The sequence below is a fragment of the Microbacterium sp. genome, from assembly GCF_046295495.1.
GTDB lineage: Bacteria > Actinomycetota > Actinomycetes > Actinomycetales > Microbacteriaceae > Microbacterium.
The window spans coordinates 53,926-78,448 of record NZ_JBKBNC010000003.1 but is presented as its reverse complement, the minus strand read 5'-3'; the positions used below and the strand labels follow the sequence as shown (position 1 = coordinate 78,448).

The 24,523-nt window shown below is 71.0% G+C and carries 27 protein-coding genes; 17 read left to right on the top strand and 10 right to left on the bottom strand.

From position 1 onward, the window contains the following. Positions 1–94 precede the first annotated feature (94 nt). Positions 95–1,174: a PIG-L family deacetylase gene (locus ACK4LS_RS02415; protein ID WP_409712717.1), complete on the bottom strand. Its 1,080-nt coding sequence runs from the start codon at positions 1,172–1,174 to the stop codon at positions 95–97. 250 nt (positions 1,175–1,424) lie between these two features. Between ACK4LS_RS02415 and ACK4LS_RS02410 the strand changes: the two genes are divergently transcribed. The 3 genes from ACK4LS_RS02410 (at position 1,425) to ACK4LS_RS02400 (ending at position 2,559) form a co-directional block, all read left to right on the top strand. Next, positions 1,425–1,706, top strand: coding sequence for a hypothetical protein (locus tag ACK4LS_RS02410; protein WP_409712715.1), 282 nt, complete (start codon positions 1,425–1,427; stop codon positions 1,704–1,706). Positions 1,707–1,803: 97 nt separating this feature from the next. Continuing rightward, positions 1,804–2,328 (top strand): YbhB/YbcL family Raf kinase inhibitor-like protein, encoded by a 525-nt coding sequence (locus ACK4LS_RS02405; RefSeq protein WP_409712713.1) that lies wholly within the window; start codon positions 1,804–1,806, stop codon positions 2,326–2,328. A gap of 9 nt (positions 2,329–2,337) precedes the next feature. Continuing rightward, positions 2,338–2,559: a three-helix bundle dimerization domain-containing protein gene (locus tag ACK4LS_RS02400; RefSeq protein ID WP_409712711.1), complete on the top strand. Its 222-nt coding sequence runs from the start codon at positions 2,338–2,340 to the stop codon at positions 2,557–2,559. Between the two features lie 15 nt (positions 2,560–2,574). On the opposite strand, the gene ACK4LS_RS02395 is transcribed toward ACK4LS_RS02400, so the two are convergent. Further along, the gene (locus tag ACK4LS_RS02395) at positions 2,575–3,669 is read right to left on the bottom strand and encodes a PIG-L family deacetylase (RefSeq protein WP_409712709.1); all 1,095 of its coding nucleotides are present in this window, start codon (positions 3,667–3,669) and stop codon (positions 2,575–2,577) included. A 263-nt stretch (positions 3,670–3,932) separates the two neighbouring features. On the opposite strand from ACK4LS_RS02395, the gene ACK4LS_RS02390 reads away from it, so the two are divergent. The 7 genes from ACK4LS_RS02390 to ACK4LS_RS02360 all read left to right on the top strand — a co-directional run bounded on the left by ACK4LS_RS02390 (position 3,933) and on the right by ACK4LS_RS02360 (position 10,353). Beyond that, entirely contained in the window at positions 3,933–5,513 is a 1,581-nt protein-coding gene (locus ACK4LS_RS02390; RefSeq protein ID WP_409712707.1) for a sugar transferase, read from the top strand. Between the two features lie 76 nt (positions 5,514–5,589). Next, the gene (locus ACK4LS_RS02385) at positions 5,590–6,915 is read left to right on the top strand and encodes a UDP-glucose dehydrogenase family protein (protein WP_409712705.1); all 1,326 of its coding nucleotides are present in this window, start codon (positions 5,590–5,592) and stop codon (positions 6,913–6,915) included. 244 nt (positions 6,916–7,159) lie between these two features. Further along, a complete protein-coding gene (locus ACK4LS_RS02380; RefSeq protein WP_409712703.1) occupies positions 7,160–7,384 on the top strand; it encodes a hypothetical protein in 225 nt (74 codons plus the stop codon). A gap of 38 nt (positions 7,385–7,422) precedes the next feature. Next, positions 7,423–7,830 (top strand): MFS transporter permease, encoded by a 408-nt coding sequence (locus ACK4LS_RS02375; RefSeq protein ID WP_409712701.1) that lies wholly within the window; start codon positions 7,423–7,425, stop codon positions 7,828–7,830. A gap of 70 nt (positions 7,831–7,900) precedes the next feature. Then, positions 7,901–8,074, top strand: a complete 174-nt coding sequence (locus tag ACK4LS_RS02370) for a hypothetical protein (protein ID WP_409712699.1) — start codon at positions 7,901–7,903, stop codon at positions 8,072–8,074. A gap of 20 nt (positions 8,075–8,094) precedes the next feature. Further along, positions 8,095–10,101 carry an ABC1 kinase family protein gene (locus tag ACK4LS_RS02365; protein WP_409712697.1) on the top strand — a complete coding sequence of 669 codons (2,007 nt, stop codon included), beginning with the start codon at positions 8,095–8,097 and terminating at the stop codon, positions 10,099–10,101. A gap of 90 nt (positions 10,102–10,191) precedes the next feature. Further along, positions 10,192–10,353: a hypothetical protein gene (locus tag ACK4LS_RS02360; protein WP_409712695.1), complete on the top strand. Its 162-nt coding sequence runs from the start codon at positions 10,192–10,194 to the stop codon at positions 10,351–10,353. A gap of 167 nt (positions 10,354–10,520) precedes the next feature. Here ACK4LS_RS02360 and ACK4LS_RS02355 read toward each other — a convergent pair whose 3' ends face one another. Together ACK4LS_RS02355 and ACK4LS_RS02350 are read right to left on the bottom strand one after the other, a co-directional pair. Beyond that, positions 10,521–10,994, bottom strand: a complete 474-nt coding sequence (locus ACK4LS_RS02355; RefSeq protein ID WP_409712693.1) for a hypothetical protein — start codon at positions 10,992–10,994, stop codon at positions 10,521–10,523. A 1-nt stretch (position 10,995) separates the two neighbouring features. Next, the gene (locus ACK4LS_RS02350; protein WP_409712691.1) at positions 10,996–11,655 is read right to left on the bottom strand and encodes a hypothetical protein; all 660 of its coding nucleotides are present in this window, start codon (positions 11,653–11,655) and stop codon (positions 10,996–10,998) included. 252 nt (positions 11,656–11,907) lie between these two features. On the opposite strand from ACK4LS_RS02350, the gene ACK4LS_RS02345 reads away from it, so the two are divergent. After that, complete coding sequence (locus ACK4LS_RS02345) at positions 11,908–12,153, top strand: twin-arginine translocase TatA/TatE family subunit (RefSeq protein ID WP_409712689.1); 246 nt, start codon at positions 11,908–11,910, stop codon at positions 12,151–12,153. 62 nt (positions 12,154–12,215) lie between these two features. Then, complete coding sequence (tatC, locus tag ACK4LS_RS02340) at positions 12,216–12,947, top strand: twin-arginine translocase subunit TatC (RefSeq protein ID WP_409712687.1); 732 nt, start codon at positions 12,216–12,218, stop codon at positions 12,945–12,947. Here tatC and ACK4LS_RS02335 read toward each other — a convergent pair. Together ACK4LS_RS02335 and ACK4LS_RS02330 are read right to left on the bottom strand one after the other, a co-directional pair. Beyond that, entirely contained in the window at positions 12,936–13,283 is a 348-nt protein-coding gene (locus tag ACK4LS_RS02335; protein WP_409712685.1) for a hypothetical protein, read from the bottom strand. The genes tatC and ACK4LS_RS02335 overlap by 12 nt on opposite strands. A gap of 91 nt (positions 13,284–13,374) precedes the next feature. Then, positions 13,375–13,650: a helix-turn-helix domain-containing protein gene (locus ACK4LS_RS02330; protein ID WP_409712683.1), complete on the bottom strand. Its 276-nt coding sequence runs from the start codon at positions 13,648–13,650 to the stop codon at positions 13,375–13,377. Between the two features lie 469 nt (positions 13,651–14,119). On the opposite strand from ACK4LS_RS02330, the gene ACK4LS_RS02325 reads away from it, so the two are divergent. Beyond that, on the top strand, positions 14,120–15,466 hold the full coding sequence (locus tag ACK4LS_RS02325; protein ID WP_409712681.1) for a sugar transferase: 1,347 nt from the start codon (positions 14,120–14,122) through the stop codon (positions 15,464–15,466). Between the two features lie 60 nt (positions 15,467–15,526). Here the strand turns inward: ACK4LS_RS02325 and ACK4LS_RS02320 are convergent, their stop codons facing one another. Next, positions 15,527–17,203: a polysaccharide biosynthesis tyrosine autokinase gene (locus ACK4LS_RS02320; protein WP_409712796.1), complete on the bottom strand. Its 1,677-nt coding sequence runs from the start codon at positions 17,201–17,203 to the stop codon at positions 15,527–15,529. Positions 17,204–17,514: 311 nt separating this feature from the next. Between ACK4LS_RS02320 and ACK4LS_RS02315 the strand changes: the two genes are divergently transcribed. Further along, positions 17,515–19,998: a LuxR C-terminal-related transcriptional regulator gene (locus ACK4LS_RS02315; protein WP_409712679.1), complete on the top strand. Its 2,484-nt coding sequence runs from the start codon at positions 17,515–17,517 to the stop codon at positions 19,996–19,998. Here ACK4LS_RS02315 and ACK4LS_RS02310 read toward each other — a convergent pair. Next, a complete protein-coding gene (locus ACK4LS_RS02310) occupies positions 19,973–20,218 on the bottom strand; it encodes a hypothetical protein (protein WP_409712677.1) in 246 nt (81 codons plus the stop codon). The genes ACK4LS_RS02315 and ACK4LS_RS02310 overlap by 26 nt on opposite strands. A gap of 12 nt (positions 20,219–20,230) precedes the next feature. Further along, positions 20,231–20,908: a DUF998 domain-containing protein gene (locus ACK4LS_RS02305; RefSeq protein ID WP_409712675.1), complete on the bottom strand. Its 678-nt coding sequence runs from the start codon at positions 20,906–20,908 to the stop codon at positions 20,231–20,233. Positions 20,909–21,452: 544 nt separating this feature from the next. On the opposite strand from ACK4LS_RS02305, the gene ACK4LS_RS02300 reads away from it, so the two are divergent. Both ACK4LS_RS02300 and ACK4LS_RS02295 read left to right on the top strand, forming a co-directional pair. Further along, the gene (locus ACK4LS_RS02300) at positions 21,453–22,826 is read left to right on the top strand and encodes a cell division initiation protein (protein WP_409712673.1); all 1,374 of its coding nucleotides are present in this window, start codon (positions 21,453–21,455) and stop codon (positions 22,824–22,826) included. Positions 22,827–22,866: 40 nt separating this feature from the next. After that, positions 22,867–23,805, top strand: a complete 939-nt coding sequence (locus tag ACK4LS_RS02295; RefSeq protein ID WP_409712671.1) for an aldo/keto reductase family oxidoreductase — start codon at positions 22,867–22,869, stop codon at positions 23,803–23,805. A gap of 26 nt (positions 23,806–23,831) precedes the next feature. Here ACK4LS_RS02295 and ACK4LS_RS02290 read toward each other — a convergent pair whose 3' ends face one another. Next, a complete protein-coding gene (locus tag ACK4LS_RS02290) occupies positions 23,832–24,143 on the bottom strand; it encodes a hypothetical protein (RefSeq protein ID WP_409712669.1) in 312 nt (103 codons plus the stop codon). Between the two features lie 139 nt (positions 24,144–24,282). Here ACK4LS_RS02290 and ACK4LS_RS02285 point away from each other — a divergent pair, with 139 nt between their 5' ends. Further along, on the top strand, positions 24,283–24,507 hold the full coding sequence (locus ACK4LS_RS02285) for a hypothetical protein (RefSeq protein ID WP_409712667.1): 225 nt from the start codon (positions 24,283–24,285) through the stop codon (positions 24,505–24,507). Positions 24,508–24,523: the final 16 nt, after the last annotated feature.

Sequence of the window (24,523 nt, the reverse complement as noted above, 5' to 3'; positions counted from 1 at the left end):
CGCAGGACACGACGCCGTCCGCCTCGCGCGGGCGGCGTCGCTCTGTCCGAGAGGGGGAAATGCCCGGCACCCCTATTTCCGCTCGCGGGGAGGCTCAGGCCAGCCGGAGCTCGGCTTCCGTCTTGGCGTACGACCGCCGCAGCCACTGGCCGAAGCCCGGTTGCGCAAGACACGCGCTGGCGTCCTCGCAGGTCACGACCGGATCGTGGGCCGCATACGTCTCGTACACGCCGACCTTGCCGTCCAGCGGCGCCCCCGCGACGTTCACCGGCTCGTGCTGGGAGGGGTAGCCGATGTAGTACGTCACCGCCTCCGGCGCGACGCCCGCCACCGGGGCGACCGCCCGCACGAGCGACCCCACGCACGAATGATCGGGGTGGTCGCCACGCGCGAAGGCGCTCTCGTGCGGGATGTTCGTGGTGATGTGATCGGGTCCACCGGCGTGGATGAGCTCCGCGATCGTGTCCGAGAGCCGCGTCGCGTCGACGATCGGACCGTCGTCGATGGGCGCCAGGGTGGGAACCGTCCCGTTGATGAGCTGGGTGAGTCCCGCGTCCCCCGTGTTGGGGAAACCCTTCGCACTGAGATTGCCGTCCGGAAGACGCAGCACGGTGATCGACAGGCGGGGGTCGTCGCTGGGTACGAACCGGGTGACGCGCGCGCCACTGCGCAGAGTGATCCGGGTCGTGTCCCACGGCGCGGCGCTTCCGCGCATCGCGTCGTAGGCGGCACGGATGCCGGCCTCCCGCTGCTGCGCGTAGGCGAGGCCGCGGCCCGCGTCGCCCGCCGTGACGAACACGGTCCGCAGCGTCGCCCCCGACCCGATGAGCTCAGCCAGGTGCGGGTTCGCGAAGATGATGTCGTCGTCGGCGTGCGCCCAGACCGCGACCGTCGTGTCGTCACCGGGGGCCTCCGCCGCCGGCGATGACGCCCGCGGCACCGCGTTGGGCACCGGGACGATCGGATTGAGGTTGACCCACGTCCCCTCCGGGCCCGCGGAACGCCGGATGTTCCGGTAGATCAGCGCTCCGCCGCCGAGCGCGGCGAGGCCGCCCACCGCGAGCCCGCCGAACACGAGCGCCCGTCGAGACACGCCGGGTCGCGGTGCGCCCGGGTCGCCGACCCCGCCCTCGATCGGGCCATGACCTCTCGATGGCTCGTCGATGTCACTCACGGCGACTCCGTCCTGTGCTTCGCCCCCCGGCGACGGATTCTCGGGTTTCCCCTCGCCCTCGGGCGTCCTCCGACGCTATCGCGTTCTTCGACGGTCCCCGGTGCGAAACCCCGCACGCGGGGGCGCGGCGGACGGGTGAAGCCGACCGGCGATCCGATCATCCCGCAGGCGACGGCCCCCGCCGCACACCTCCACCGCGCACATCGACGATGCTCAGCCCGCGCCTAAGAAGAGTCGTGACACTGCCCGTATGCAGACGTCCTCACCGCCGCGGTCGCTGTCCCCCGTCGCCCTCCGCGTGCGCGACGTCCTCAACGCGTGGGACCCGATCGGTGTGCACCACATCGGCCCGGGCTGGCCCGACGACGAGTACGACGATCTGATCCTCCCCATCCTCGAGGCGCTCGACGTCGAGCCGACGGTCGACGAACTGGCGGCCGAACTGCGCTCCGTCATCGAGGTCGACTACGGGCTGCCCGCGCCGGACGGATGCCACGAGGCGGCTCAAGCGCTCCTGGCTCTGCCGCGCTGACCGACGGTCGTCACGCACGTGCCGTCGATCCGGGACCACCGATCGCGCGGCGCGCAACCCCTGCTCGGTGACGCCCGGCGGCCGTATCGTGCCGTGCATGGCCGATCTCACCCGCCCGCAGACACCCGACCCTTACCCGCTCCTGCCCGCCGTGGCCGCGTTCGACGTGTCCAGCGACGACGTCTCGGACGGACAGTCGTTGAAAGACGACCAGGTCGCGGACAAGGGCAACACCTCTCCGCACCTGCGGTGGTCGGGTGCCCCGCAGGGGACGAAGTCGTTCGTCGTCACCTGCTTCGACCCCGACGCCCCCACCCCGAGTGGGTTCTGGCACTGGGTCCTCGTCGACCTCCCGGCCGACACCACCGAGCTCCCGACCGGTTTCGCATCCGGCGAGCTACCGGCCGGCGCCTTCCACGTGCGCAACGACGGCGGTGAAGCCGGGTTCATGGGCGCTGCTCCCCCGTCGGGCGATCAGCCCCACCGGTACTTCTTCGCGGTGCACGCGGTCGGTGACGACACCCTCGGCGTGGACGCCGACGCCTCACCCGCCGTCGTGTCCTTCACCCTGGCGTTCAAGACGCTCGGGCGCGCCATCCTCCACGGCACCTACCAGCACTGAGGACCGACCATGACCGAACGCAGCGACGGCTTCGACGCCGACGAGACGATCGCCGACATCGAGGCGCGGGTCACGGCCCGCTACCCCGAGGCGGACCCCGACATCGTCCACGACGAGGCGACGGACGCCGTCGACAGATACGCCGACGCCCCGGTGAAGGACTTCGTCGAGATCATCGCCGAGCGCGAGGCCCGCGCCGCTGTCGAGCAGCAATTGCCCGAGGAGGAGTGATCGCTCCGGGGAGCGTCAGCCGAACTGCAGTTCGGCCTCGCTCTTCGGGTAGGACCGCTGCAGCCACTCTCCGAACTTGCGCGTCTTGAGACAGCCGTCTCGGTCGGAGCACCGGATCACCCTGTCCTGCTGGGTGTAGATCCGATAGGTGTCGACCTTGGCGTCCAGGATCGCGCCGCCGACGTTCGCGGGCAGGTCCTGCGACGGATACCCGACGAAATAACGGATGCCGGGTCCCACCGCCGCGTCGGACCCGAGCGCTTCGCGCACCAGGCTGCCGACGACGGAGTGGTCGGGGTGGTCCCCCGGGGCGAACGCGCTCCCGCGCGGGATGTGCGTGAGCGTACGGCTGGGCCGGACGGCATCCGTGATTTCCCGCAGCGACGCGACGAGCTGCTCACGGCTCACGGCCGGACCCGATCCGACGGGGGAAAGCGTCCCGACGGACCCGTCGAAAAGCTTGCTGAGGGTCGCGAAACCCGTCGCCGAGAACCCCCCGTCGCTGATGTTCCCGTCGGGCAGTCTCACGTAGGCGACCGAGATCCGCGGGTCGGCGTCCGGGGTGAGGCGGCGGATGTGGAGTCCGCTGTCGAGCGTGATCTCGTCGGCGTGCCACAGGCCCTCCTGACCGCGCATGGCGTTGTAGGCGCGCAGGATGCCGAGCTCTCGCGCTTGCATGTAATCGAGGCCCTTGCCCGCGTCGCCCGCGGTGAGGAAGACCGTGCGCACGCACTCGCCGGCGGCGATCGCGTCGGAGATCGTGGGGTTGGCGAAGATGATGTCGTCGTCGGGGTGGGCCCAGAAACTGAGCAGAGTGGGGCCGGTGCCGCACAGCTGGGCGGCGGGGGAGGTCGGCGGCGCGACCGTCGGAACCGGCGTCGGCGTCTCGACCGGCGCCGACGTGGGCGTCGCCGAGGGCGAGGGCGAGGACCGCGATGCACTCGGCGCGGGCGAGGCCGCGGCCCCGTCGCCGTCGGGACGGAGGAGGGCGAAGGCGAAGACCGACACGACCGCGGTGAACAGGACGACTGCGATGACGATGGCCGCGATGAGGCCGGCGGAGACGCCCCGGCGCCGCCGGGCGCTCGTCGGTAGAGAGGCGCGGGACATCGGTTTCCTTCCGGCGGCGGGGAGGGTGTGCACCCCGGAGGCCGGGCGTGATCTCGGGGCAGCCGAGAGGGCCGATCCGTCGCCCGAGTGTAGGGGAACCCGCGGCGCGAGACCAAGACCTCACCGCACGAGTGAGTTATCGGTCGGCAACCTAGGTGTTTCGGGCTCGTGACAAGCGTCGAAGTGTGAATTACCGGGTGACTTGTCCCTGTTATCGTTCACGAATAACGGAGATACTCGCTGCCGGGGAGGGGGTGCGTGTCGTGACGTCCGACCTTCAAGCCGACGCCGTGCCCGCGGATGCGGAGCCACGCGGCCTCGCCCCGATGCCGGAGCCACCGGCGCAGGAACCCGCACGCCGGGATGCCGCGATCGAGACCGTCGCGCCCCTCCCGTCCCCCCGTCCCGACCCGTGGCGACGGCAGTACCGACGCAACCTCGCTCTGACCGACCTGTTCGCCCTCGTATGGGTCGTCTACGGCACGCAACTGCTCTGGTTCGGGTCCGGGAACGCGCAGCTCGCCGCCGGCCAGGACAGCCGCATCAGCGACCTGTCCTACTGGGTGTTCTCCGCCATCCTCGTCGTCACCTGGATGTGGGCGCTCTCACTGGTCGACTCCCGCAGCGATCGCGTCGTCGGAACCGGGTCCCAGGAGTACGTGCGCATCGCCGATGCGAGCTTCCGCCTGTTCGGCACCGTGGCGATCGTCGCCTTCCTCACTCAGATCGACGTGGCCCGCGGCTACCTGCTGATCAGCCTCCCCCTCGGCATCCTGGTGCTCATCTTCACCCGGTGGATGTGGCGCCAATGGCTCGTCGCGCAGCGCTCGCGGGGCCACTATTCGGCGAGTGTCCTTCTGGTCGGCTCCCTCCCGTCGGTCACGCAGCTCGCGCGCGAGTTCGCCCGCGCCCCCAGCGCGGGATACCGCGTCGTCGGCGCCTGCGTGCCGAACGGCAAGATCGCCGACGTCATCCCGGGGACGGGCATCCCCGTGATGGGCCATGTGGGAGACGTCGCCCGAGCTCTGCACGTCACCGGTGCCGACACCGTCGCCATCACCAGCGCCGACGAGCTCCCCGCCGACAAGGTGAAGGAGATCTCCTGGGGGCTCGAGGCGGGACGACAGCATCTGGTCCTCGCCCCGAGCATCATCGATATCGCCGGTCCCCGTCTGCACACGCGTCCGGTCGCCGGCCTCCCCCTGATCCACGTCGAGACGCCGAAGTTCTCGCGCGGCCAGAGCGTCCTCAAGCGCAGTGTCGACCTCGTGGCCGCCACGGTGGGCGCCATCCTGCTCAGTCCCCTGCTGGTCTTCCTCATGGTCGCCGTCCGCCTCTCCAGTGCCGGGCCGATCTTCTTCCGCCAGACGCGGGTCGGGTTCCGCGGGCGTGAATTCACGATGATCAAGTTCCGCTCGATGGTCGTCAATGCAGAAGACCTGCTGCAGCAGCTCGCCGCCCAGGAGCGCGACGCGGGCAACGAAGTGCTCTTCAAGATGAAGAACGATCCACGCGTCACCCCGATCGGACGCGTGATGCGCAAGTTCAGCCTCGACGAGCTGCCGCAGCTGTTCAACGTGATCGGCGGTTCGATGTCGCTGGTCGGCCCCCGCCCCCCGCTGCCGTCCGAGGTGGCGCTCTACGCCGACCACGTGCACCGGCGCTTCCTCGCCAAACCAGGGATCACCGGTCTCTGGCAGGTCAGCGGACGGTCGTCGCTGTCCTGGGAGGAGTCGGTGCGACTCGACCTGTCTTACGTGGAGAATTGGACTCTGCTCGGCGATTTCGTCATCCTCGGTAAGACCGCCCGCGCCACCCTGGCGCCGGGCGACACCGCCGCGTGAAAGTGCCGCGCTGCTCCGCGGGTCCGCGGGCGGCCACGGCCGCCTCGCGTCGACATGAATCTGGAAGGCTCTCATCGTGCGTTTGTCTGTAATTGGTTGCGGGTACCTGGGAGCCGTGCACGCCGCGGCGATGGCGTCCATCGGACACGAGGTCGTCGGCATCGACGTCGACGAGCGCAAGATCGACGCGCTCAGCCAGGGCAAGGCGCCCTTCTTCGAGCCCGGCCTACAGGAGATCCTCTCCGAGGGCATCGCCTCGGGACGCCTCTCGTTCACCACCGACATGTCGGCGGCGCGGGGCGCCCAGGTGCACTTCATCGGCGTCGGCACGCCTCAGCAGGCCGGTGGACACGCCGCCGACCTCACCTACGTCAACGCCGCGGTCGACGGCCTGCTCCCCTTCCTCAGCGACGGCGACATCGTCGCCGGCAAGTCCACCGTGCCGGTGGGGACGGCAGCGGGCCTCGCGCCCCGCGTCGCCGACCGCGGTGCCGTCCTGGTCTGGAACCCCGAATTCCTCCGCGAGGGGTGGGCCGTCCAGGACACCATCGACCCCGACCGTCTCGTGGCCGGCGTCCCCTCCGCCGACGGAGCCCCGACCGCCGACGGCGAGCGCGCCGCCCAGGTCCTCCGCGAGGTCTACCACCCCTCGATCGCGAAGGGCACGCCCTTCATCGTCACCGACTACGCCACCGCCGAGCTGGTGAAGGTGTCTGCCAACGCGTTCTTGGCCACGAAGATCAGCTTCATCAACGCCATCGCCGAGATCGCCGAAGTCACCGGCGCCGACGTCACCACGCTCGCCGACGCCATCGGACACGACGCCCGCATCGGTCGCCGTTTCCTCGGTGCCGGCATCGGCTTCGGCGGCGGGTGCCTCCCGAAGGACATCCGCGCCTTCTCCGCGCGCGCCGAAGAACTCGGCCGCGGCGAGTCGGTCGCCTTCCTGCGCGAGATCGACGCGATCAACCTGCGCCGTCGCGATCGCGCCGTGGAACTGACCACCCAGGCCCTGGGCGGCAGCGTCTTCGAGAAGAAGATCGCCGTCCTCGGGGCGGCGTTCAAGCCCCACAGCGATGACATCCGCGACTCTCCCGCTCTCGACGTCGCCGTGCGCCTGCACGGCCTCGGTGCACGCGTGACGCTGACCGACCCCGCCGCGATCGACAACGCCCGCCGCGTCCACCCGCAGCTGACCTACGACACCGACCTCGACGAGACCCTCCGCGACGCCGACGCCGTCATCGTCGTGACCGAGTGGGACGAGTACCGCCGCAACCTCTCCCCCGAGCACGCCGCCTCGCTCGCACGCGGACGCGTCGTGGTCGACGGCCGCAACTGCCTCGACCCCGTCGCCTGGCGCGCCGCGGGGTGGACGTACCACGGGATGGGTCGCCCCTGACCTCCGCCACCAGCGACGCCCCGGCCCTCACGGCCGGGGCGTCGTGCGTGGTCGCGACGCCCCGCGGCTTGCTCGGCCTCGGGGCGGACGGATGCCGTCCGGTCAGCCTCGTCGCGGGCGAGCCCGCACGGAATCCGCCGGCAGCGTGACGAATCGTCTCCGTGCGACGTCTCCTCTGTGAACAGGTCGCGTGCACCGCCTGACGGCTCGCGCGACACCGCACCCCCGTGCAGAGGAGATCACCATGCGCAACAAGATCATCCTGGTCGGCGCTCTCGCCGTCTTCGCCTACGTCGCCGGTACCCGCACGCCTCGCGTGCAGGTCGAGAAGCGCGAATCGGTCGGCCACCAGCTCGTCCGACTGTGGGACGACCCCCGGGCCCGTCGCCGCCGTCACAAGGCCGCGAAGAAGGCCGCCGCCGCCGCACGCGGGCGCGCCCGCCGGACGTTCCGCACGCTGCACTCCTGAGCCCACCCCGTCGACTCGGCCGGAAGGAGCCATTCCCCGTGACCCGCATCTTCGGATCGGGGACGTTCCCGCGTTCCCGCCACAGCCTCATCGCCGCCGTGATCGGCGCCGCCGTCATCGCCGGGGGAACGCTCCTGATTTTCCTGCCGACGATCGGGTTCCTGGCCGGCGCGACCGCGAGCACAGCCGGGCTCATCCCCTTCCCCGCGGTGAGCGTGACCCTGGTCGCCCTCACCGGCGGCGTCGTCGTCGTGGCCCTGCTGCTCGCCGCGGCCGCACAACGCCGCCCGGCCGCAGCGTGGGCACTCGTCGTCCTCGCGATGGTCGTGTCGCTCCTCGTGACCGCCTTCCCCGTGATCGCGGTCGTCGTCGGCTCCGCCGAGCGCGTGGGCGACGTCGGACCCGTGATCGGCGAACTCGTGAGGCGGGTCGGCGGGTCGCTCTGACACCCCTGTGGATGACGCCCACCGCGCGCGGCATGCGCATGCAAGAATGCTCCGGCACGAAGGAGCACCCATGATCGAGCCGGCCCCCGCCCGTCGTTCCCCCGACGTTCTTCCCGACGACGACGACACCCTCGTGGGGTTCGCTCCCCGCTGCACCGCCTGCTGGGGACGACTGCATCCCCGCCACACCGACACCCGCGCGTGGTGGGAGTGCGGCGAGTGCGCGCTCCCCCGCATCGTCTGACGGGCGGCTACGCTGAGCCCGTGGGGGCCACCATCCTGATCTCGATCTCCGCCGTCGTCTCGGCGGTGCTCGTCGGGTTCGTCTCGCGCCGCATCCTGGGGACGGCCGTCGGCTGGCCACGCAGCATCGTGGTCGGTCTGCTCGTCTTCTTCCTCAGCATCCCCTCCGCCCAGTGGACCCTTCGACAGACGGGTCTGACCGACACCACGACGCCGGTGGCCGGAGCAGAGGCCTGGCTGTGGATCGGACTCACCGCCCTCACGCTCGCGTGGGTCTTCGCCCTCGGCGTGGCCGCGCTCGTCGCGAGCGAGGCCATCTTCCCGACTCGCCCCCTGCCGAACCCGGTCGATCTCGTGCGCGCCGCGCTGCGCCAGCGCAAGCGCACCCGGCGATACCTCGAGATCCTCACCATCGCTTCGCGCCACGGGGTCGGTTGGCTCTTCCACGGTGGCCGGTCGCGCGTCGAAGCGGAGCTGAGCACGTCGGAGGAGCGGGCCAATGCCATCGTGGCCACCATCAACGACGCCGGGGTGAGCTTCGTCAAGCTCGGCCAGGTGCTCTCCACGCGCCGTGATCTCATTCCCGAGCCCTATCTGAGCGCACTGTCCTCCCTGCAGACGAACGCCACGACCCTGCCCTGGGACACCGTGCGCGCGGTCATCGAGGACGACCTCGGTGCGCCCATCTCCGAGGTCTACAGCGAGGTCGATCCCGTCCCCCTGGCTGCGGCATCCGTCGCCCAGGTGCACCGTGCGCGACTACTCGACGGAACGACGGTCGTCGTGAAGGTGCAGCGTCCGGCGGCGCGAGCCCAGGTCGAGGCGGATGCCGACATCATCGGGCGCCTCGCCCACCGCGCCGAAGCACGTACCCGGGTGGGCCGAGACCTGCGCATCGAGTCCGTCGCGCGCGGATTCACCAGCACACTCGTGGAGGAGCTCGATTACCGCATCGAGGCACGCAACACCCGCATGATCCACTCCACGCTCGATCTCATCGACCGCGCCGAGCCGCGCCGACGCGGTGTGGTCTCCGTCCCCCGGGTCTACGACGCCGCCTCGGGCCAGCGCGTGCTCACGATGGACCTCGTCGACGGTGCGGCGCTGAGCGACAGCACGGATCGTCTCGGACGACTCCAGCCCGACGAGCGGGATCGCCTCGCCCAGACGCTGATGTCGACGGTCATCGAGCAGATCCTCGTGTACGGCGTCTTCCACGCCGATCTGCACCCGGGCAACGTCCTGTTGAAGGACGACGGCAGCCTCGGCCTCATCGACTTCGGCGCCGTGGGGATCATCGAGCGCAGCCGGCGCCAGCAGCTCACGGCGCTCCTGCTCGCCGCACTCAGCGAGAACGACGTGGCGGCGACGGATGCCCTGCTCCTGATCGTCGATCCCCCCGCCGACCTCGACGTGGAGGCCTTTCGCCACGACGTCGGGATCGTGCTGACGACCGAACACCTGCGCACCGATGGACAGGGGTCGATCTTCACGCGGATGGTGGACGTGATCCGCCAACACCACATCGCGTTGCCGGGGGAACTCGCCTCGGCGTTCCGCAGTTTCGCCACCCTCGAGGGGTGCCTGCGCGTCCTCGTCGACGACTTCGACATGGTCGGTCGCGCTCTGCCGCTCATGCCGGCCCTGTTGCGCCGCACCGTCTCGCTCACGCGGATGGCCACCGACCTCCAGGCGCAGGCCGTCATCTCGCTCGCGCGGATCGAGAGCATGCCGCGTCGCCTCGACGCGTTGCTCACCGGGATCGAGAAGGGGTCGATCGGCGTCACGCTGCGCGGCGCGGACGGCGACGACGTCAGCGGCGTCCTCGGGCGGGTCACCGCCGAGGTGGCCATGACACTCGTCTCGATCGCCGCCGTGGTCATCGCCGTCGTCCTGATCATCGCGGGCGGCGGGCCGCTCCTGGGCGGGGCCGTCACCCTGTTCGGCGTCCTGGGCGCGGTGATCGGTCTGTTCGGTTTCCTCGGGCTGCTGCGGATCGTCCGCCGGACTTTCGGCCGACGCGCCTGAGAGCACGGCGCGTCGCCCCGCGGGACGCACCGTCCGCAGTACCGTGAGCGCATCCACCAGTCGGTGGCCGGGCTCCGAAGGAGAAGTCCCATGATCGCTCTCGCCGTCGTCGTCATCGCCGCAACCGTCTGGCTGGTCGCCGCCCTCGCAGCCGGTATTGGCCTCGGGAGGGTCATCGCCCGGGCGGACTCCGAGGAGGAGCGCACCCCCCTCCCCGCCGTTCGGGAGTTCGCGGGCGCGGCTCGTCCCTGAGCACCTCCGGCCATCGGCCCCGGGCGCACGCCGGCCGCGGGCGGAGCGATCACACGCGGGTCACGCCGGCCGGACGTCTCCGTGTCCCTCTCCGGCGCGTCCACCGGGGTCGTGCGCGTCGGTTCCCGGTCGCGCCGTTCGGGGTCGGCGGCAGCCGCCAGGCAGGGTCAGGCCTCGGCGTCCTCCGCGGACGCCCGCGGCGCGTCGTCGTCGGTGACCGACGCGCGCCCGGGCACGTCAGGGTTCTCGTCCCCCCGCGACAGCGGGTCCGCCGGGGGGACTTCTCCCTCTCGTTGGCCCGCCGCCTCGCCCGGACTCGTCCCCACCTTCACCTCCGACGCCACCTCACTCGCCGCGGTCGCCACGGTGGTCGACGCGGCGATGGCCGCCGATTTCGCGGTCTCCTCGAGGTCGCGGAGAACGCTTCGCGGGTGGAGTTGACGGGGGTCGTACTCGCGCCAATCCGGTGCCAGATCATCGAGCTCGCTCACGACCTGCGATCGGCCCTGCTGGTACAGCGCATACAGGCGGCCCAGCTGCCGGGGAAGGGCACGACGCCACTCCCGCAGACGCTCCGGTCCCACGATCAGCCCCACGAGGACGCCGACGACGACGAGCTTGTCGATCCCGATATCGAACACCTCAGCCTCTCCCCGCGGGCCGCCGGTCGGCGACGGCGAGCGCCCGGCGCTCCCGGTACTCTCGCCGCGTGACGAAGAGCGAGGGTGTCGAGGCACCTCCGCCCGACGTCGGCAGGGCCGAGACCGCGCCCAGTATCGTCGACACGGCCTGCGTGGCCTGACGTTCGAATTCGAGCCACATCGTCGGCGATCCCCCCACGGGATCCACCATGTCCTCGTCTTCCTCGGGGGCGTACCGCGCACCGAGGCGCCCCCGGGCGGCATCCTCCACGAGATCCCGCCACCCCGCGGCCCTCCGCCGTGAACCGTCCACCAACCGCGCGAACTCGCGGATCGTGAACACCGACGCGATGAGATCGGGACGCAGGTCGAGGACGACCCGCCGGTGCGCCCTCTCCGCACAGAGCACCGTGTCCCCGGTGCGCAGCATGCCGTCGCCGAGGCGGCGCGAGCGATGATTCTCGAGCGCCAGCCCGTAGGTCCGTCCGAGCGCGGTGGCGCCCTCGTCGGCTGTTCCCCCGGGACGCGCGGCGGTCCCGGCACTCTCTACGACGAGTCCGCCCTGCCCGACGGCGGGGAGCCTCGAGGAGAGCAGTCCGGCGACGAACGGCGAACGGATCATGTTCGCGGTGCAGACGATCAGGATGCGATCACCGATCATCGACGTCTCTCGTCTCCACGCTTTCCCTTTCCACGCTCTCCCTCGCCACGCTCTCACTCGCCGCGCGACGGCTGTTCCGCTGAGCAGTCAAGCGCGAAGGACGCGCACGTCGGGTCGCGCGCGAATCGAGACGCGTCTTCGCGCCGGGGGTGAAGTTCGCCTCGCGGGAGGCGAATCTCGCGTGACCGACGGGGCGTGGACGGACTGGGCACCCACGATGGCAACGACGATCGTCTATCGAAGGGTTTACTCATGGGAGTATTCGGCAACGCATTCTCGGGGTGGCACCTCCTGCTGATCCTCGCGGTGATCCTGCTCTTGTTCGGGGCGGCGAAGCTCCCCGGCCTCGCCAAGAGCGTGGGCGAGTCGGTCCGCATCCTCCGCAGTGAGAGCAAGGATTCCGGCGGCGCCGCGGACGACACCGCCGTGGTCAACGCCCCACCGCCCGACGCGCGCCCCGCTGAGGCGCAGCCGGGCACCTCTGCGTCATCGACGTGAGGCGTCCGGCCCGTTCGCGCCTCGCGCGTGAACGCGCTCGAACGGATGGGAGGGGCGGGGCCATGCCCCTCCTCTCCCATCTGTCCGAGCTGCGGCGCCGGCTGGTCATCGCCGCGATCGCGATCGCGCTGGCGGGTGTGGCGGGCTTCGCGCTCTCCGACGCCGTGATCGCGGCCGCCGCGGCCCCCCTGGCGCGGGTGCACGGCCCGTCGATGACCAGCTTGAACTTCACCCGCCTCGGCGAGGCGTTCGACCTGCGCTTCAAGATCGCGATGACCCTCGGCATCGTGATCGCGGCCCCCGTCTGGATCTGGCAGGCCTGGGCCTTTCTCGTCCCCGGTCTGACCTCGCGCGAACGTCGCATCGGCGTCGCCTTCGTCTGCGCCGCTGTTCCCCTGTTCCTCGGGGGCGTGGGCTTCGGCTGGATGATCGTGCCGCAGATCGTCGGTCTTCTCGCCGGTTTCGCGCCACAGGGTTCGACGACGATCCTGACCGCGGGGCAGTACTTCGACTTCCTGCTCAAGCTCGTCGTCGGGGTCGGCCTCTCGTTCGTTTCGCCCCTGGCGGTCATCGCCCTCAACGCCGTCGGCGTTCTGAGCGCCCGCACGATCATCAGAGGTTGGCGAGTGGCACTCGTGGTCATCGTGATCTTCTCCGCGACGGTCACGCCCCCGTCCGACCTGATGAGCATGCTCATCATCGCGCTGCCGCTGTGTGTGCTCTACGCCGCGTCCGCCGCCTGGGCGTGGGCCCACGATCGTCGAACGGCTCGCAGAGCCGCATCAGCGGTCTGAGCCGTCGACGGCGAGCCACGCCCGCAGATCGGGGTCGTCACGCAGGACCTTCCCCAGCGCTCTCGCGGCGTCGACCGGCAGCGCCAGGGAGAGCGCACGACCGGCCTCGATCACCATCCACGTCTCGTCGTCGCCCGAGCGACGCAGCAGCCCGACCTCCCACTCGGTCGTCTCGCCAGGTCCGCCTGCTCGGGCGTCGCGCGCGCGCAGGGCAAGGGCGATCCCCGCGCTCCGATGGTCTTCATCGGCGGGATGCACCGTCAGCCCGTGCGGTGTGGTGCACCACGCGAACGCGCACCTCATCGCTCCGGGGGCGGGGAGATCGTTCCGGCTCATGCCACACACCTTTCTCGCGGGGCCGTCGAGATCGACGACCCGAACTTGGGTGGGCACGAAGCAAGTGAACCGCGAACCTCCGACACTGGCCTCAACGCCCGGGCGCGAGGCCTTCCGGCGGGGTCGGAACGAGGTCGGGCACGGGCACTCCGAGCACCTCCGAGAGGAGAACGAGCGTCTTCAGCCGTGGATTCGCCGCGGTACCGGGGTTCGACTCGCCCTTCTCCAGCTTCCGATACGTGAAGGTCGCGAGCCCCGCGGCGTGTGCGACCTGCTCCTGGGACAGACCTCGCTCCGCGCGCGCCCGCAACAAGCGTCGTCCGAGTTCTCTCGCGAAGTCGGTCCAGAGGTCGGGCGTATCGCTCATGCACCCAGCTTGCTCGGGCACCCACTCCCACATGAACATGTAAACATTCCCCAGGCTCCGCGCATCACCGTCTCGGGCGACGTCCCGGCCGGATGATCAGCCCCGCACCCGCGGGTGAACGCCCAGGCGGTCACGGTCGTCCCGATCGCAACGACCCCGCCGATCCCGCTGGTCCCCGGGGTGCGACGCAAACGGGCGGGGGCGGCTTCACCCGCTGACGGGGCATCGCGGACCGTCGCGAACGCGACCTCCGCGGTGGGAGAGTCCCCGCGCCCACCGTCACGTCCACCCCCGGCCGACGGTTCCCAAAAGACCCTCGGGCGCGGGCCGCGGAGCACAGATGAATCCTTCCGTCTCATACGTCGAGTCGCCTCGGTCGTCGTTGGATGCCACCACCCCCCTCCCCTTGCGTCGCCCAGCGTGGCAGCGGAGGTACGCGCGATTCGTCGCAACCGTCGACGGCACGGTCGTGGCCATCGCCGTCTTCGGGTCGCAGCTGTTCTGGCTCGGTCCGCACCCGGTCGACGTCGGCTCGTCGCCGCTCGACTACACGACGCTTTCCCTGGTCCTGTTCGGCGCGTGGCTCCTGACGCTCACGATCGCGGGAACGCGCCAGCCGCGGGTCATCGGCTACGGCGTGACCGAGTACCGTCTCGTACTCGGCGCTTCGCTCCAGCTGTTCGGCGTCTTCGCCATCGTGGCCTACCTGACCGGCGCCGACGTGTCCCGCGGATACTTCCTGCTCAGCCTGCCGCTCGGGACGATCGCGCTCCTCGCGGGGCGCGCGCTGTGCCGAGCGTGGCTGCGGAACCGGCGACGGTCGGGCACCTTCAGCGCCCGCGTGCTCCTCGTCGGCAGCGCCGTCGAGAACGAGCGCGTGGCCGCTGAGCTGGCACGCCAGCCGGCCGCCGGCCTGCACGTCGTGGGGGCGCACGAGCTCGAGCGCACCCCGGGCCGCGCGTCATGGGATTCCGAGCGGGCACGCGTCCTGCACCGGGAGCTGGCCGAGTCGCACGCGGACAGCGTGCTCATCTCCGGCGGTGCCCTCCTCACCGCTCAAGACATCCGGAGAATCGGATGGAGCCTGGACCCCGGTCGTCAACATCTCATCGTCGCCGTGAATCTGACAGACGTGGCCGGGCCGCGTCTGCACACCCGCCCTGTCGCGGGCCTCCCCCTCGTTCACATCGAGACCCCGCAGTTCTCGGCTCCCCAACGGATCATGAAGCGGGCCTTCGACCTGATCGCCGCGAGCGCTCTGGTGCTGGCGCTCTCCCCACTCCTCGCCGCCCTCGCCCTGCTCGTACGCGCTTCCGGCCCCGGGCCGATCCTGTACCGACAGGAACGGGTCGGGCAGGGCGGCGCCCACTTCGGCATGCTGAAGTTCCGGTCGATGGTCGATGGCGCCGATTCGCGCCTGCACGAGCTCCTCGCGGCGCAGGGACGCGACGGGACGCCCCTGTTCAAGATCGACAACGACCCGCGCATCACACGAGCCGGACGATGGCTTCGCAAATACTCCCTCGACGAGCTCCCCCAGTTGTTCAACGTGCTCGGCGGACAGATGAGCCTGGTGGGGCCACGACCGCAGCGAGACGCCGAGGTCGAGTTCTACGATGACGACGCCCACCGGCGTCTCATGGTGCGGCCGGGCATGAGCGGCCTCTGGCAGGTCAGCGGCCGGTCCGCCTTGGCATGGGACGACGCCATCCGGCTCGACCTCTTCTACGTGGAGAACTGGTCGCTGGTGGGTGACATCGTGATCCTCGCCCGAACGTTCAAGGCCGTCGTCGCCCCCGGCGATACGGCCCACTGACGCCCGAAACACAGAGGCGCCACCCCGAAGGGGCGGCGCCTCTCGCCGTTCGCTGTCACATCATGACGACCGCTGCCGCCGACGGGGTGCCGGTGAACGGACGTCGTCGGCAGCGACAGGCGAGACACCGACCGGGGCGGTGCCGACGGTGGCGGCCCCCGCCGCCTCATTTTCACTCGGTCTCTCACCCGCAGCGGGAGACGCCACCCTCCGATGCGAGAGGGTCCGCAAGCCGCTGACGTTCTCCGGAGGGAGATCAGCGGAACGTCGACGCGGGCTCGACGTGCCTTCGGCGGACACCTCGTCGACCTTCCCTCCCCGACGCGTGAGCCGCCACCAGGATCCGGCCTTGGTGCGCGGCGCGCCGTAGCCGTAGTACCCGCCGTACCGCCCGCCGTAGTAGTTCGAGTCCGCCCCGCGCAACGGGACGCGGTTCAAGACGACCCCGAGCACGTGGCCCCGCGTCTTGGCGATGTTCTGGGTGGCGCGGGCGAGCATGTCATCCGTCGTCCGGCCGGCCGTGACCACGAGCACGGCGCCGTCCGCCCAGCTCGCGATCACGGCGGCGTCCGCCACCGCCAGCGTCGGCGGGGAGTCGACGATGACCACCAGGTCTTCGGCGAGCTTGCGGGAGAGGGCCTGCATCCGCTTCGAACCGACCATCTCGCTCGGGTTCGGCGGGGTGCGCCCGGCTGCCACCACGAAGAGGCGCCCATGCTCGTCGACCTGGTGGGCGACCTGCTCGATCTGGGCACGTCCGGCCAGCACGTCGGAGAGCCCCACGTCGTTGGAGAAGCCGAACATGCCACCCAGCACCGGGCGACGCAGATCGCCGTCGATGAGGACGACCGCCTGGCCGGTGGCCGCGATGCTGACCGCGAGGTTGGCGGCGGTCGTCGATTTACCGTCTCCCGGGAGCGGACTCGTCACGACCATCACACGGGCGGGTCTGTCGACGTCGACGTACTGCAGGTTGGTCCGCAGCTCGCGCATCGCCTCCTTGTGGGCGAACGATCCACGGCCGTCCTTGATGTCGTCGAACGAGAAGACGGCGCGCCCGGCCGCCAGCTCCTTGTCGACCGGCAGGATGCCGACGACGGAGGCGTCGACGGTGTCGGTGATGTCGCTCGCGGTGCGCACTCGCCGATCGAAGGCGCGGCGCACCAGAGCGAAGACGATGCCGGCCACCGCTCCGACGATGACGCCGATGGCCACGTCGAGCTTGACGTTGGGCGACGACGGCGCTGTCGGCAGGCGCGCGGAGTCACCCGCGACCAGGCGCACGGCCCCCTGTCCGGAACCGCCTGTCTCGAGCTGGTCCACCTGGGTGGTCATACCGCGGATCCAGGCCTCGGCGAGGTCCCTCGCGGACTCGGGGGTGGGGCCGGTGGCGTCCACCCGCACATTGACGGTGTCGACCGGATTCGAGACGCGCACGCGTTGCACGAGGGCTTCCGGACTGTCCGTGATGCCCAGGTCCCCGCGCGCCGTCTCCGCGACGCTGCGCCAGTACCCCATGTCGATGAAGGACTTCACCTTCGACAGCGCGAGCTGATCCCCGGCGAGCGCGGCCCCGGTTGATCCGTCGGAGGCGACGGCGGCGACGTATCCGCTCGCGTCTGCTGTGTACACCCGGGGTTGCGTGGCGCTCCATGCCAGCCCGACCAGTCCCCCCGCGACCGTCAACGCGACGATCGCCTTCCAGTAGGCGCGCAGGATGCGCACCATTCGCTGCATGTCCACTCGTGTCCGCCTTTCGCACGACGCGACGGAGGGCGCCGCCGGGTCGCCCGAAGCTTAGGCACACCGATTCGTCGCACCCGTCGGCTCCGGACGACTGTCACCACGGGCGAGAGACCCCTCCGAGAGGACCCGGCCGGGCCGGAAAAGGGTGATGCGGAAGGGGTGAGAAGGGGATGACGGAGAGGATGAAAGAGCCCTCCGGGGACCGACCCGGCCCCTTCCTCACCCCCAGGATCATCTGTATCCCGCCGGTGTCTCGCCGAGCGGACGGTCGCCCTTCCTGAAACGGACGACCCGCTTGCCACATGGAGGTACTGATGCTCATCGATGTCGACGCCCTGCCCACCGGCGCACGGGCCGCTCGCCGTGCGAGCCGGTTCTGGGCACCACGCACCGGACCGCTCTCGCGCCTGCACGAGGCGCTCAGCAGCGATGTGGTGCTGGTGCGGGGTCCTGCCGGAGTCGGCAAGACGTCGCTGCTGCGCCAGTTCGCCGCCTCGCTCGAGGACGACCCCGACAGGGGGGTGCAATTCATCGACGGCGGCGCCCTGTCGGCCGAGAGCCTCCCTCGCGTCCTCGACGCCTTCGCCGAGGGACCGGCCGTCCACGTGCTGCTCGTCGACAACCTGACCGAGGGCGTCGGGCTCTCGACCGAAGACCTTCTGCACCTGCTGCGCAGCGACTCCGACCTGCGGATCGTCGTGGCGACTCGTCAGGCGACGGGCCTGGAGAGTCCGCTCGTCGCGCTCGAGTTCGACGTCCAGGTGATCACCGCCGAACAGCTGCGGATGACCCGCGACGAGCTGGCCTCGATCCTCGCCCTGAACGGCGTGGAGTGCACAGACGCCGCGGTCGACGTCCTCGCCGAGCGCACGCACGGCTGGCCCGCGCTCGGTCAACTGGCCGCGGCACGGCTGCGGCTCGAGGGGATGAGCCTGCGGACCCGTGACGACGCCATCGCCGTGGCGGAGTACGCGGGAGCGGCCCTGACCGCCGACATGGAGCAGAGGCTGCCGAGCCCCGTGGGTGACGAGATGCGTCTGCTCGCCGTCGCGCCGTACGTCACGGCGCCGCTCGCCGAGGCCATGGGCGTCGATCCGAGCGCCGGAGCCACGCGCGGCGTCCTCTCCGATCTGCAGAACGCGGGGCTCGTCTGGCCCGGGACCACGAAGCTGACGCTGGCCGAACCTGTCCGCGAGAACTGGCTGCGCGACATCACCGGCCGCGAACCCCAGCTGGTGGCGGACGCGCGGCTGAAGCTGCTCGACCACCTCGTCGCGGGTGGGGAGCCGGTGCTCGCCGCCGAGTCGGCCGCCGACGCGGGCCAGTGGAGCACCCTGGCAGGGGTGCTGCGCTCGTCCGGCCCCGAGATCTGGGCGCGCGACGAGGACGGCTTCTCCCGCCTCGTCCGGACGCTGCGCGAGAAGGCGCCCGCAGAACCGCGCGTCATCGACGCGCTCCTCGCGGTCGACACCGAGACGGCGGTGTCGTCCGAGACCCCGAGTCAGGTGGTGGGGGCACTCGGCCGACTCCCGGATGCCAAGACCGCCGCAGCAGGCAACCTCGAGGCACTGATCCTCCGCGTCAGCCTGCTGCGCGCCGCGGGGCGCTTCGCGCTCGCCACCGAGGCCGCCGCGCTGCTGACCGAGGCGCTGCGCCGGCACCACGAGGGCGATCCCGGGTCGGTTCACGAGGGCTGGTATCAGGTGGGGATGACGTCCTTCGCGATGGGCAAGCTGCGCGACGCCAGCCTGGCGCTGGGTCAGTCGGAACGCACCGCGCCTCCCGCCCGCCGACTCCGCGTGCGCGGCGCACTCGCCGTGATCGCCCTGCTCGAGGGCGACGTGAACGCGGCCCGAGCCATGGTGCGGGCCGATCGAGACGACGCGTGGCTGCCATCCCCCTGGGGCGAGGGGATGCGACTCGCCGCGGCGTGGTCGGTTCTGGAGTCCGGTGATGCGGTGAGCGCTCGTGCGCTCCTCGACGATCTCCCCGCCACCGCGGGGGCGCGTGAACTCTGGCCTTTCGCCGCCGCGGTGCACGCCCTGTCGCTGCTGCTGTCGGGCGCGGCATCCGATGCTCTCGGACTCCTGCGCGCCTGGATGGCCCGGACGCGGAGCACGCCTCCGTCGCACTACCAGTCCACGCACATCCTGACGGCGCGCGCGAAGGTCCTCATCGCCCTCCGACAGGCGAGGAAAGCGCTCGCGCTGTTCGAGGGACCGTTCGCCCTCTCTCCGGCGACGGCACCGGCCATCGCCCTCTCGCAGCTCTACGCCGGCCGCGCGCACGAGGCGTTCGTGATGAGTGTGAAATGGGGCCTTCATCACGAACCGTCTCCTCGCGCGGCTCTGGAAAGCCTCGTCGTGAGCGTCGTGGCGGACGTGCGCCTCAACGGCGCCGCCGCTCACCGCACGGCGGTGCAGCGAGCCGAAGCGCTCAGCATCCGGCATGGCTTGTGGAGTCCGTGGAGCGCGGTCGCCCCGGAGGACCGGGCCCTCGTGCTGAAGATGCTGTCGCCCGCGGCGCGGGACGAGATCGCCGAGCGGGAGTCGTTCTTCGCGTCGTCCGTGAGCGTTCCGCATCTCACCAAGAGGGAGCACATCGTGTTGGCGCATCTCACGCCGACATCGACGATCGCCGACATCGCACGGGCGCTCGTCGTCTCACCGAACACGGTGAAGACGCAGCTGCAGAGCCTCTACCGCAAGCTCGAGGTCTCCGATCGCGCCAGTGCGATCCGCGCCGCCCACGCGTGGGGACTCATCGAGAGCGATCGCGAGGTGTGATGGGGCGGTCGCGCCGGCCCCGGCGCGACCACCCGATGACCACCCGCACGAGGAAGAGCACCACGACGGTCACGACGACCCCCGGCACCGTGACCGGGACGCCGGCGCTTCGCAGCACCACGATCACCACGACCACCGCGGTCACGGGGAGCAGCCACCCCGCCGCCCGGCGTACCCGTCGGCCGGTCGGGTGGAAGCGGCCCCACCGACGATCGCGCATGCCGCCCACCAGTCAGCGCCCCGCGTCCGGAAGGTCACGGTGTGCGTCGATCGCCACCTGCAGACCGAAGACCCCGAACCAGGCGATCGCGAGGGTCGCCGCCGTGAACTCGAGGTTGCCGCCGAGCCCCGTGTCGCCCTTGAACAGCGCGATCATCGCGCCCGTCAGCGACGTCGCTCCCACGGCCACCAGAGTGACCACGCTCACGGCGCGCATCCACGGACGTCGCCGGAGGGCGGCGACCTGCCCCATCGCCACGATGGCGAGCACGAAGCCGAGCACGGCGAAGGTGATGTGGATGAGGTCCTGGGGCAGGGCGCCGGGGGTGAAGGGCACGGGGCATCCGAGTGAGCAGGTGACGGCCGAGGCGACGCCGAAGCACAACCCGCACACGAGGAGCGTCGTCGCGACCGACCACCCGACGCGGAGATCTCCGCCGGCGCTCCGCATGGCGCGATCCACCAGCACGGCCGCGATCGCCAGGAGGAGCAAGGCCAGGTTGAACACCGGCGCGGTCGGCATCCCCGTCGCGCCCAGTTGACTGACGTAGTGGACACTGGGTTCCCACAGGCGGCAGATCCAGATGAGCCCGGCGCTGACGAAGGCGGCCACGGCGCCGCCGACGGCGAACGAGTGGGCACCGGCGGGACGGGGACGGATGCCGGTGGGCCGGTCGACGGTCTCGGTCATCGGGTCCTCCTCGATCAGGCTCCGCCACACTACCGGTTCGATGTCGCGCGCCCCGTGGGCCCGAGGTGATGTGTCAGCCGTGCCGGGTGATCTTCGACGGTGGAGACACCGGTAGGCCGCCCCGCCGTCGGATGCTGTCCCAGCGGGCAGAGCGATCGCATCGCGATGCGAGCCGGGGGGCCGCACCGCTGGACGCCCTCGCTCTGCCCGCGCCCTCCCGTCGCCACTTCCGTGCGGCGCCCCCGTGCGGCGTCGTCCGATCGGCGCCCGAGGAGCAGGGGCGAATCGCGGGGTGAGAAAACGCCCGACCAACCTCGGTCCCGTCCGGGCGCGTGTCAGAGTCGAAGACGAGCGGACGCCGAGTGGCTCTCCCCCAGAATCCCAACTCTCCGGCGCGTTCGCTCGCTCTCGGATGCGCGGCCCCGGTCACGGCACCCGGCCGCGGGCCGCGCATCCTCAGGAACCGTCCCGCGGAGGGCGAGCGCCCATCTGCGACGCGACGACGCGGAAGACGCCCCGCGGGGCGCGAAGGCGAGGAAAAGCCGTGACCGATCGCGCCACCGAGACCCCCGACGACAGGCGGGCAGGGGGTGCGATCGGCGTTCCGGCGACCGACTCACCCTTGGACGACCTGCTGCGCGCCGTCACCGACGAAGACGACCGTCCGATCTTCTCGGTCGGTTTCCGCGGGTACGACCGCGAAGCGGTCGACGAGGCCATCCGAGAGATGAGCGAGCGCTTGCGCCGCGTCGACCGTGAGGCGCACGACGCGGGCCTCCGTGCCGAGGCCACCCTCGCCCGCGAGCGCGCCGACCACGACCGGCAGCTCGAGGAGGCAGCGCGACGGCATGCCGAGGAGGCCAACGGTCTCCGCGAGCAGCTTCGGGAGGCGGCGGCCCGCGCGGCCGAGGCCGAGACCCAGGTGTCGGCGCTGTCGAACGAGTTCGCCGGACGACGCAGCGACGACGGAGATGCCGATCACGGCCGTCAGCAGTTCGACGCCATCCTGCGCGTCGCCGAGGAGCAGGCGACGGTGCTGGTGCAGAACGCCGTCACCCAGGCGGAACGGTTGCTGGCGAGCGCGCACGACGAGGCGGCCGCGATCCGCGATGACGCGATCGCCGAACAGAACCGCTTGCGTGCGCAGGCCCAGCACGACGCCGATCAGGTGCGGCTGCGCATCGAGACGGAGGCGACGGCCCACACGGCCCGGCTGGAGCGTGAGGCGGCGCACGCGGCCGAGCGCGTGGCCCAGGCGGAGCGCGAGGCGGTGGCGATCCGCACCGAGTCCGAGAAGGGGGCCGCCGCACTCCGCTCCCTCGTCTCTCGGGAGACCGCCGGCCTCCGAGCCAAAGCGGAACGCGACGTTCGTGAGATGACCGCTCGAGTGCTCGAGTTCGAGGAGTCGCTCACTCGACGACAAGACGAGGCCCAGCAAGAGTTCCTCGTCCTCCACGACCAGGCGGTCGCCCACGCCGAGCGCATCACCGCCGATGCCGGCGAGCAGGTCGCCGCGGCGCTGGAACACGCACGCCGCATCGGAACGCGTGCCGACGACTACGAACGCCTCGCGCGCGCGCAGGCCCAGCAGCTCGAGGCCGACGCCCAGCTCCGTGCGCGGGAGATCCTCGATTCCGCGCGCGAGAAGGCCCAGCGCATCGCCGGCACCATCACGCAGCACGCGACCTCCGTGCTGCGCGATGCCGAGGACCGCGCGCGCGATCTCCGGTGGCAGCAGCAGCAGATCGGGAGCTTCATGGCGGAGATGAACGAGCTGTTGCGGTCGGCACCGCGGGGGACGCCGACCGACTCCGGCACCGAGGGGGCAACCCCCGGAGCCGACGACGAAGACCCGACGCCCGACGGCGAACACCCCGCCAGCGCCGGGGCCGACCAGCCCCGCGAGCAGACCGACTGATCACCGCCCCGATCTCGACGTCGAACGCTAGCGTGGACGGATGCGCAACGTTCCCCTCGGCTCCACCGGTGTCTCCGTTCCCAACGTCGTCGCCGGCATGATGCGGATCGACGGCAAGACCGACGACGAAGTGCGGGCCCTGTATTCCGCGTCGCGGGAGGCCGGGATCGACTTCTTCGACCACGCCGACATCTACGCCCGGTCGCTGCACTCCGCCGAGGAACGGTTCGCCGAAGCGCTCGACCTCGGCAGTGCGGAGCGGGCCGAGATCCGTCTGCAGACCAAGGCCGGGATCGTGCGGGAAGGGCCGTACTTCGATTTCTCCTACGACCACCTCGTCTCCTCCGTCGAGGAGTCGTTGCGCGCTCTCCGCACCGACTACGTCGACGTGCTCCTCCTCCACCGGCCGGACGCGCTCGTCGAGCCGTCCGAGGTCGCGCGCGCCTTCGACCACCTCGAGTCGTCGGGCAAGGTGCGCGCGTTCGGCGTCTCCAATCACACCCCCCGGCAGATCGACCTGTTGCGCTCGGCGGTTCGCCAGCCGATCGTCGCCAACCAGGTGCAGCTGTCGATCGCGCACGCTCCCCTGATCGTCCAGGGGCTCGCGGCGAACATGGAGAGCGCTCCGCAGTCGAGCGTCCTCGACGGTGGCGGCCTCATCGAGTACTGCCGCATCGAGGGCATCACGGTCCAGGCGTGGTCGCCGCTGCAGGGCACGCGCGGAGGCAGCGGTGTCTTCCTCGACAATCCGGAGTACGCCGAACTCAACGCCGTCCTGGACGAGCTGGCGACGCGCCATCACGTCACGCCGATGGCGATCGCCGTGGCATGGATCACACGTCACCCCGCCGGCATGCAGGTCGTGCTGGGGACGACCACGCCCGAGCGGGTCACCGCTGCCGCCGCCGGATCGGACCTCGAGCTCTCGCGCGCCGAGTGGTATGCGCTCGTGCGGGCCGCGGGCTACATCGTGCCCTGACCTCCGGAGGGGTCAGTACCCGGGGTTCAATCCCCGCGACGGCGTCGTCGACCGCGTGAGATGACCAGGATCGCGCCCACCACCACGACCGCGGCGCCGATCAGGGGCACGAGGACGAAGACGAGGCGTCCCGCCTCGGCCTCGGAGTCGGGGACAGTGGTCGGCTCCTCTGTCGCCGACGCGGTCGTCGGGACGGCCGAGATCGAGGCCCCGGCCACCGTGGAGGCAGGAGGTGAGGTCGCGGCGGTCGCCGCGAGCGGAGCAGCGCTGAGCGGAGCAGCGCTGAGCACTGCGGCGAGCAGCGTCGACGCGATCAGATGAGTTCTCGTGGGGGGCACGGTGATCCTTCCTCGGAGACGCCACGCTAATCAGCGCGGGCCGGTGCGGGAGGGCGGTGGACGGCGGGGAGCGCGCACGATATGGGGTTGCCGTCCTCGTCTAGGCTGTGGTCAGCCTCCGACCGGAAGGATGCGACGCATGTCCCCCTCGCGACGCCCCCTCGGTGCCGCCGTCAGCGGCGTCGCGGCCCTCCTCACCGCCGCGCCGACGATGGTCTTCCCCGCCGACTCGCCCACGGAGCCGAAGTTGATGCTCCTGGCGCTCGGAACGGTGCTCTTCTCCGTGGCGGTTGTGAGGATGCGCGCGGAATCGGCGGCGATCGACGGGCGGCCGACGCGCGACCAGGACATCAGCGACGAATGACCGCCCCGACGCCCGC

Excerpts from the sequence above, each read along its gene's own strand:
- ACK4LS_RS02345 (WP_409712689.1), top strand. The coding sequence starts at position 11,908 with ATGGGAGTATTCGGCAACGCATTCTCGGGGTGGCACCTCCTGCTGATC.
- ACK4LS_RS02350 (WP_409712691.1), bottom strand. The coding sequence starts at position 11,655 with ATGATCGGTGATCGCATCCTGATCGTCTGCACCGCGAACATGATCCGT.
- tatC (WP_409712687.1), top strand. The coding sequence starts at position 12,216 with ATGCCCCTCCTCTCCCATCTGTCCGAGCTGCGGCGCCGGCTGGTCATC.
- ACK4LS_RS02295 (WP_409712671.1), top strand. The coding sequence starts at position 22,867 with ATGCGCAACGTTCCCCTCGGCTCCACCGGTGTCTCCGTTCCCAACGTC.
- ACK4LS_RS02315 (WP_409712679.1), top strand. The coding sequence starts at position 17,515 with ATGGAGGTACTGATGCTCATCGATGTCGACGCCCTGCCCACCGGCGCA.
- ACK4LS_RS02370 (WP_409712699.1), top strand. The coding sequence starts at position 7,901 with ATGATCGAGCCGGCCCCCGCCCGTCGTTCCCCCGACGTTCTTCCCGAC.
- ACK4LS_RS02285 (WP_409712667.1), top strand. The coding sequence starts at position 24,283 with ATGTCCCCCTCGCGACGCCCCCTCGGTGCCGCCGTCAGCGGCGTCGCG.
- ACK4LS_RS02410 (WP_409712715.1), top strand. The coding sequence starts at position 1,425 with ATGCAGACGTCCTCACCGCCGCGGTCGCTGTCCCCCGTCGCCCTCCGC.
- ACK4LS_RS02380 (WP_409712703.1), top strand. The coding sequence starts at position 7,160 with ATGCGCAACAAGATCATCCTGGTCGGCGCTCTCGCCGTCTTCGCCTAC.
- ACK4LS_RS02335 (WP_409712685.1), bottom strand. The coding sequence starts at position 13,283 with ATGAGCCGGAACGATCTCCCCGCCCCCGGAGCGATGAGGTGCGCGTTC.
- ACK4LS_RS02360 (WP_409712695.1), top strand. The coding sequence starts at position 10,192 with ATGATCGCTCTCGCCGTCGTCGTCATCGCCGCAACCGTCTGGCTGGTC.
- ACK4LS_RS02405 (WP_409712713.1), top strand. The coding sequence starts at position 1,804 with ATGGCCGATCTCACCCGCCCGCAGACACCCGACCCTTACCCGCTCCTG.
- ACK4LS_RS02400 (WP_409712711.1), top strand. The coding sequence starts at position 2,338 with ATGACCGAACGCAGCGACGGCTTCGACGCCGACGAGACGATCGCCGAC.
- ACK4LS_RS02320 (WP_409712796.1), bottom strand. The coding sequence starts at position 17,203 with ATGCAGCGAATGGTGCGCATCCTGCGCGCCTACTGGAAGGCGATCGTC.
- ACK4LS_RS02305 (WP_409712675.1), bottom strand. The coding sequence starts at position 20,908 with ATGACCGAGACCGTCGACCGGCCCACCGGCATCCGTCCCCGTCCCGCC.
- ACK4LS_RS02330 (WP_409712683.1), bottom strand. The coding sequence starts at position 13,650 with ATGAGCGATACGCCCGACCTCTGGACCGACTTCGCGAGAGAACTCGGA.
- ACK4LS_RS02395 (WP_409712709.1), bottom strand. The coding sequence starts at position 3,669 with ATGTCCCGCGCCTCTCTACCGACGAGCGCCCGGCGGCGCCGGGGCGTC.
- ACK4LS_RS02310 (WP_409712677.1), bottom strand. The coding sequence starts at position 20,218 with ATGCGCGATCGTCGGTGGGGCCGCTTCCACCCGACCGGCCGACGGGTA.